This is a genomic window from Thermogemmatispora sp. (genome assembly GCF_019683755.1).
GTDB lineage: Bacteria > Chloroflexota > Ktedonobacteria > Ktedonobacterales > Ktedonobacteraceae > Thermogemmatispora.
The window spans coordinates 1-6,644 of sequence record NZ_JADGHT010000265.1 but is presented as its reverse complement, the minus strand read 5'-3'; the positions used below and the strand labels follow the sequence as shown (position 1 = coordinate 6,644).

General features: G+C 63.2%; 4 protein-coding genes. 1 reads left to right on the top strand and 3 read right to left on the bottom strand.

Going from position 1 to position 6,644, the window contains the following annotated elements; all coding sequences use genetic code 11:
• Positions 1 to 72: 72 nt before the first annotated feature.
• Entirely contained in the window at positions 73 to 867 is a 795-nt protein-coding gene (locus tag IRZ24_RS15150) for a CAP domain-containing protein (RefSeq protein WP_297165706.1), read from the bottom strand.
• A gap of 452 nt (positions 868 to 1,319) precedes the next feature.
• A complete protein-coding gene (locus IRZ24_RS15145; protein WP_297165704.1) occupies positions 1,320 to 3,335 on the bottom strand; it encodes a S9 family peptidase in 2,016 nt (671 codons plus the stop codon).
• Positions 3,336 to 3,636: 301 nt separating this feature from the next.
• On the opposite strand from IRZ24_RS15145, the gene IRZ24_RS15140 reads away from it, so the two are divergent.
• Complete coding sequence (locus IRZ24_RS15140) at positions 3,637 to 4,257, top strand: PadR family transcriptional regulator (RefSeq protein WP_297165701.1); 621 nt, start codon at positions 3,637 to 3,639, stop codon at positions 4,255 to 4,257.
• 344 nt (positions 4,258 to 4,601) lie between these two features.
• Here the strand turns inward: IRZ24_RS15140 and IRZ24_RS15135 are convergent, their stop codons facing one another.
• A complete protein-coding gene (locus IRZ24_RS15135; protein ID WP_297165699.1) occupies positions 4,602 to 6,326 on the bottom strand; it encodes an MFS transporter in 1,725 nt (574 codons plus the stop codon).
• Positions 6,327 to 6,644: the final 318 nt, after the last annotated feature.

The following is a 6,644-nucleotide window of genomic DNA, read 5'->3' as shown; positions in this document are numbered from 1 at the left end:
CGGGGTTGCTCAGCCTCTGCCATCTCTGGAGCCTTCTATGGCCGGGCGGCGGGCCAGGCCCTGGCCCACTGACTAACTGATCATATCCTCAGTGAACCAGATCCAGCCATTAGGGGCCACATAGACGCCGATGCCGATCTGGTGGAGCGTCGTGCTGAAGAGATGGATATGGTGCCAGCCCGTAGCCGGCTCGTTGGCCATGCCCGCCTGAATGCTATAGGCGCCGTCCCAAGGAGTTGGATAGGGGCCGGCCAGGCCGATATTTTCGCCGCAGTCGCTGAAGGTAAAGCCCTCATTGGCAATGCGCGTACACTGTGGCAGGCCATCGGGGCAGGTATGGCTAAAACCGCAGTGATACATATTCCAGCTATGCAGGCGAGCCCCGCCCGAGAGCGTCGTATTCCAGACAAAGGGCGGCAGGCCGCAGGCAGCGCGATCCTGATTGATCTGCTGAAAGAGCTTCTGAGTCAGCATAATCTCCTCAGAGGTCAGAGCTGGCGGCTGCCCGTAGGGGGCGCTGCCCTTGCCGCTGGCGGCAATCGCGGAGGCCGCGGGCGCTGCGCCGCCCGTAGCGGGGGCAGTGGCGCCACAGATATGAGTGTTACTGGTGGTATTCTGGCCAGCCGGGGCGGGAGTTGGCGTCGGCGTAGGAGTAGCGCGCTGACTGGGGATGACGATGCTCGTAGGCCTGGGATGCTGTTCCAGATTCCCAAAGGCATCACCCAGCCTGCGGGTCGCTGGTGATGTCCCCTGCTGTGCCCCCGGCGATCCGCCGGCGTTGCCACAGGCCACACAGAAGACCAGGAGAGAGAGGGCCAGGATGAGGCTGAGATTGGCGAGGTGCATCCGGCTCCGGCTCCGACTCATGGCTCTCGCTCCGCTCCTTTCTTCGCAGTGCGCTCGCATCGACGCTCTATGCGTACCCTTGCTTTGTCGCTTGACAGGGAACAGTGTAGCATGGTCAGCAACAGTCGAGCAGTAGAGCAAGCGAGAAGTGGTACTTTCGGGCGAGAGCCAGAGGAAAAGCGGTGAAGGATCAGATCATCGGTGTCGCTGTAGCTCACGCGGAACCAGCGCAGGCGTGGAGGCACGACGCGACGGGACCGGACGGAGAGGAAGGAGAGCAGCGACGGTGCAGGCAGAGAGTGACAGGGCCTGGGGTTGGCTCTCGTGGTGGGTCTCGTGGCTGGGGTCCCGCCTGGTCAACCAGGCAGGCTGCGCCCCCTGGCCCCAAGCGTGTCGGCAGAGAGGCGGCCCTTCCAGGAAGCGAGAAGCCACCTTCTCTGCGGACCCTGGGGGGGCACCTGGGGGTCTGACACCTAGCGCAGATAGCGATCGAGCCAGTTCAGCATACGCTCCTCGCGATCGCGCAGGTGGGGCAACTCGCGCAGGCCATGTCCCTCGCGTGGATAGATCACCAACTCGCTAGGGACGCCACGTTCGCGCAAAGCTCGATAGAAAGCGTAGGCCTGGCTGACCGGTACGCAGTCGTCCTCGGCGCCATGCAGGATGAGCGTCGGCGTCGTCACCTGAGCCGCGTAAGTCAAAGGCGAGCGTGTGCGATAGATCTCCGGTTGAGTCAGCGGATCGGCCTGCAGAAAGCGCACATCGAAGTCGGGAATATTGGTCTGGGCATGGAAGCCATGCCAGTCGCAGATGCCGGCCCCCATGACAGCCGCCCGAAAGCGCCGGGTCTGGGTCACGGCCCAGGCCGCCATAAAGCCGCCGTAGCTCCAGCCGACGATGGCCACGCGCTGGCCATCGACCAGCCCGCGTGCTACCAGCTCATCGATGCCCCGCAGCACATCCTGCAGATCCTTACCGCCCATATCACCGACCACGGCCTCCGCGAAGGCCCTGCCGCGTCCCAGGCTGCCGCGCACATTGGGGCGCAGCACCGCATAGCCGGCGGAAGCCAGCAGCAGGCTCCAGCCGTACTCAAAGCCAGCCAGAAAGGCCCCCGTTGGGCCACCGTGCACCCAGACCACCAGCGGCGGTGGTCCCTGATCGCGAGGCTCCAGCGGCGGCGTAAAGAGCGCCTCAATCTGCCAGTCATCAACGCTACGGTAGCTGATGGGCTGGCTGCGCGGCAAGAGCCAGGTCTCCTCGGCCAAAGGATTCAGGCGCGTCAGGCGTCGCCAGGTCAGGCCTCTCTCTCCCCCCGGGCCTGGCTGGTCCTCTGGCGCCAGTTCCGGCAGGTCGGCGCAGTAAAGGTCAGGTGGCTGCTCGGCTGAGCTACGCGTTGTCAGCAAACGGCGCAGGTCTGGGGTCGTCGCGAGTGCAGGCCAGCCCTCGCGCAGCACCACCCCAGTCTCCAGCACCTGACGTTTGCCGCTGGCCTCATCCAGAACACCGATCTGCTGATACAATCCACTCCAGGCCGTATAGAGCAAGCGCCGCCCAGCGGGGAACCAGCGGCACCAGGCCAGACTTATATCAGCCTCGGGAGTCAAGTTTCGGCATTCACCGCTCTCCAGGGAGAGCACAAAGAGATCGCCGGCCCCGCGGATCACATCGCTCCACTCACCGGAGACGAAGGCCAGGCGTGAGCCATCTGGCGACCAGGTCAAGCCGCTGGCCTGGTGGTCCAGATGAGAAAGCTCCCGCAGCGCACCGCCCGTGGCCTCGACCAGGCCGATCTGGCCGCGGTACCAGCTCGTCAACTCCGGTCCCTTAGAGAAATAGACGGCGAAGCGACGGCCATCCGGCGACCAGGCATATTCCCAGATCGCCAGGCCCTCGGGTGTTACCGGGCGAGGCACCCCCTCATCGAGGTAGACGGTCCACAGGCGCTGGCAGCGTTCGGTCTCGCGGCCAAAGACGAGCGGATCGGCGTTAGCGGTCGGCTCGGGCTGTTCATAGCCGAGGAAGGCCAGGCGTGAGCCATCCGGCGACCAGGCGAGGTCACTCATGCCGCCTGGCAGCGCACAGAGGTGGCGGGCCGTTCCCCCCTCTGCTGCCATCACAAAGAGGGCCAGCCGCTCCTTGTCGCCAGCCTGCCCCTCCTTCACCTTGGCCAGGAAGGCGAGCCAGCGCCCGTCGGGTGACCAGCGTGGACAATACTGCTCACTCGCCTCCAGGCCGGCGGAGAGCGGGCGAGGTTCGCACTCGGAGCCACTGCAGATCTCCTGCAGCCAGATCCGTCGTTGTGGGCGAGGCTGTCCGGGCGACGGCTCGCGCACCACAAAGGCCGCCCGCAGCCCATCGGGCGTCAGATCAAACTCCTCCAGCCAGCGCAGGCGAGCGCTCTCCCCTGGGCCGACCAGGCGCCGCGTGCGTAGCACCTCGTCAGCCGGCCTGGCCGAAGATGCGGATAGAGAGGCCTCAGTGCTCACAGCATCCTCCTTTCTTCCCTTCAGCGATGGAGCTAACGGTCTCGTCCCGCCTCATCCCACCTCATCGCTGACCTGGCGCGCGGCGTATCTATGCTATACGAAAGCAAGCAAGCTACCAGGCTGAGCAGATCGCTGGCAGTCATCGGGGGCCTCTGACGCGGCCAGGCAACAAACAAGCACAAGCAAGAGAGTGCCCCCTATCAGGAAAGGGACACTATTTGCTATTATACATGGTAAGGAAGGGAGCGTCTCCTGCGTTCTTATCGATGAACGCCGATTTATCTGAGCCATCGAGGTCTCTATGCTGTATGAACTACTGATCCTCTTCACCCTTATGCGCGGCCCGGCCCACGGCTACCTGATCGCCAAGATCATCAACGACATGATCGGCCCCTACGCCACCTTCAGTCATGGCCGACTCTACCCGCTGCTGGCCCGGCTAGAGCAGCAAGGACTCATCCAAGTTGAGCAAAGCGGGAGCCTCCAGCAGGGCGACCGGCAAACGCGCGTTTACCGCATCACCGAAGCGGGGCGAGAGCGCTTCCACCGGCTGATGATGGACACCACTTCCAACCTGGGCGAATACCGTGAGATCTTCGCCCACAAAGTGGCCGGCTTTGGATTCCTCACCCCTGCCGAGCGCCTGCAACTGATCGAGCACTACATCGGCTATTGCAAGGAGCATATCCAACACATCTATAGCGAAGCTGAAGATCTCCTTCGGAAAGCCAACGACAACGAAGCACTGCGAAGCCCCGAGCAACTGGAGCACATCCTCAACGTCATGCATCACTGGATCGAGCAGTGGAAACTCGAGCTATGCTGGGCCAAGCGACTGCGCGAGAGCGTCCTTCAGAGCCAGGCCAGGCAGGAAGAAGCCGTCGCAGCCGGCGGGCAGAACCAGGCCGTGGAAAGCAACTAGCGTCGCGTCCTAGCCTGCCAGCCAGCCGAAGCGCCGGCTTACCCTCCTCAAAGGCCGCCGCAGCCAGCGGGCAGAACGGCGGCGACAGTCAGCGCCATCCTCATCCCTGTCCTACCATCCTACCATAGTCGCAGACAGCCAGGCCAATCACGGCCCCCCAAAGAGCAGCCATGACAGCAGCCACCCCAACCAGTCCCCTAACCGCAGCGACTGCACCTCATTGACAGACGTGTCCACTGCGCGAGCGAGCTTACTTGAGCTGGTCACCCTGCCGACAGGCTGAAGCGAGCGAGCCAACAGCGCCTTTCGCCGGCCTGTCTTCCCACCTGACCCTGCCGCTCCCCCTAGGGAGCGGCCATCGTCTCCGTCAGCGCCACCTGAGCGCCGCTTCTCTCTTGCCCCTGGCGAGCGCGGCCCCCACCCAAGAGCAGCGCCAGCAGCGTCAACAGGCCACCCCCAGCAGCAAAGGCCGCAGAGGCCCACCAGGTCACAGCAAAGGCCGCCATAACCTCCGTGTGGAAGACATCCGTAAGCCGCGTGCCGAGCCAGAGCAGATGCTCGCGTAGCATCTCCCGCTGCGGGCCAGGAGGAGCCATCTGCGCCAGCGGAGTCAAATCGATCCTCATGGTGGCACCAGCCTGAGCCTGCTCCCCGGCCTGGGCACTCTTCGCCTGCTGCAGGCCAGCCACCAAGTGACTGCGCAAGGCTGGCGGCAATTGCTGATCGCTTGCCACGAGCTGCACACTGCTGCGCTGCGCCTGCCGGACATGCTGTTGCACCTGGGAAGTAAAGAGGGCAATCAGGACGGCCACCCCCAAGGCGAAGCCTAACTGACGACACGTATTAAGGACCCCGCTACCAACCCCCAACTGAGCCGGTGGCACCTCACTGAGAGCGAACGCCGGGAAACTCTGAAAACAGAGGCCCATGCCGACCCCAATCAAGGCCAGATGCCAACTCGTCGTCAGCACATCCGCCGAGGCATCAATGAGAGCCAGCAGCGCGAAGCCCAGCGCCACCAGCAGCAGGCCCGTCAAGCCCACGAGCGGGGGCGATAGGCGGCGTCCCACGGCCCCCATCAGCAGCGAGACCACCAGCGAAGCCAGCGGCAGCGGCACCAAAGCATAAGCCGCCTTCAACTGATCATAGCCGCGCAGCTCAATAAAGTAGAAGACAGCAATCACAAAGGCCCCCTGCATCGCCACCCCAAAGAGCAACATCGCCACATTGGACAGCAGGAAACTCCGCGCCCTAAAGAGGCGCAGATCAACCATCGGCTCCCGCACGCGGGTCTCCACCACGACAAAGCCCAACAGAGACACCAGCGCCAGCCCCAAGAGCGCCAGAGTCGGGGCAGAGAGCCAGCCCCAGCCATTGCCCTGCAGAATGGCCAGCACCAGCGAAAACAGAGCCACACTCAGTAACCCCAACCCCCACCAATCCAGGCGCCCGGCGCGCCCATCCCGAGGCACCTCGCGCGTCTCCGGCACCCAGAGCCAGACCAGGACCAGCCCCACCAGACAGAACGGCAGATTGACATAAAAAATCCAGCGCCAACTGAGAAAGCGCACAATCAACCCTCCCAAGACCGGCCCCAGAGCCGAAGCCAGGCCAGCCGCCGCCCCCCATAGACCGACCGCCGCCCCACGCTGCTCGCGTGGGAAAATCGCCATCAGAATCGCCAGACTGATCGGATTCAGCACCGCCGCCCCCATCGCCTGAAAAGCCCGGAAGCCGATCAGCCAGCCGATGGAAGGGGCCAGGCCACAGAGCAGCGACCCCACCATAAAAATGACCATGCCAGCCATAAAGATCCACTTGCGCCCGAACAGGTCGGCCAGCCGCCCAGCCGTCACCAATAGCACCGCAAACACCAGATTATAAGCATCCAGCACCCAGCCCGCCGTTGTCAGATCGCTATGCAACTGCTGCACAATAGCCGGCAAAGCGATCGTCACAATCGATAGATCCAACAAGGCCATGAAAAGGCCGAACATCATCGCCAGCAGGGCCAGCCAGGGATTGGCCCCCGTTGCCGGACTGGCCCCCGGCCTCGACTGTTGCACCATGCCCTTTACCCTCACTCTCTGCTTTCTCTCTAGAAAGATCTACCTCTCCCACAGGAGAGCCTCCCGCCACGGCTTTTTTCCCTGTCATGAGGAGCAGGAAGCCACGCCAGGCAGGTCCCAGAACGGTATATCTCACAGTGACCTACTGTATCACCAGTTCTGACGAAAGTCAATAGGTTAGATGGATTAATTCACCTATTAATATTGATATTTTTAAATCTGAGGAGGTCACAATGACCTTTGCCAGCGCGTGAGGGAGGCCAGAGGAGAGAGAGAGGGGAGAACTCCCCTCCTCAAAGCGGAGGAGACGTGCGATAC

Bases quoted from the DNA above. Each gene is read 5' to 3' on its own strand.
- IRZ24_RS15135 (WP_297165699.1), bottom strand. From the start codon at position 6,326: ATGGTGCAACAGTCGAGGCCGGGGGCCAGTCCGGCAACGGGGGCCAAT.
- IRZ24_RS15150 (WP_297165706.1), bottom strand. From the start codon at position 867: ATGAGTCGGAGCCGGAGCCGGATGCACCTCGCCAATCTCAGCCTCATC.
- IRZ24_RS15140 (WP_297165701.1), top strand. From the start codon at position 3,637: ATGCTGTATGAACTACTGATCCTCTTCACCCTTATGCGCGGCCCGGCC.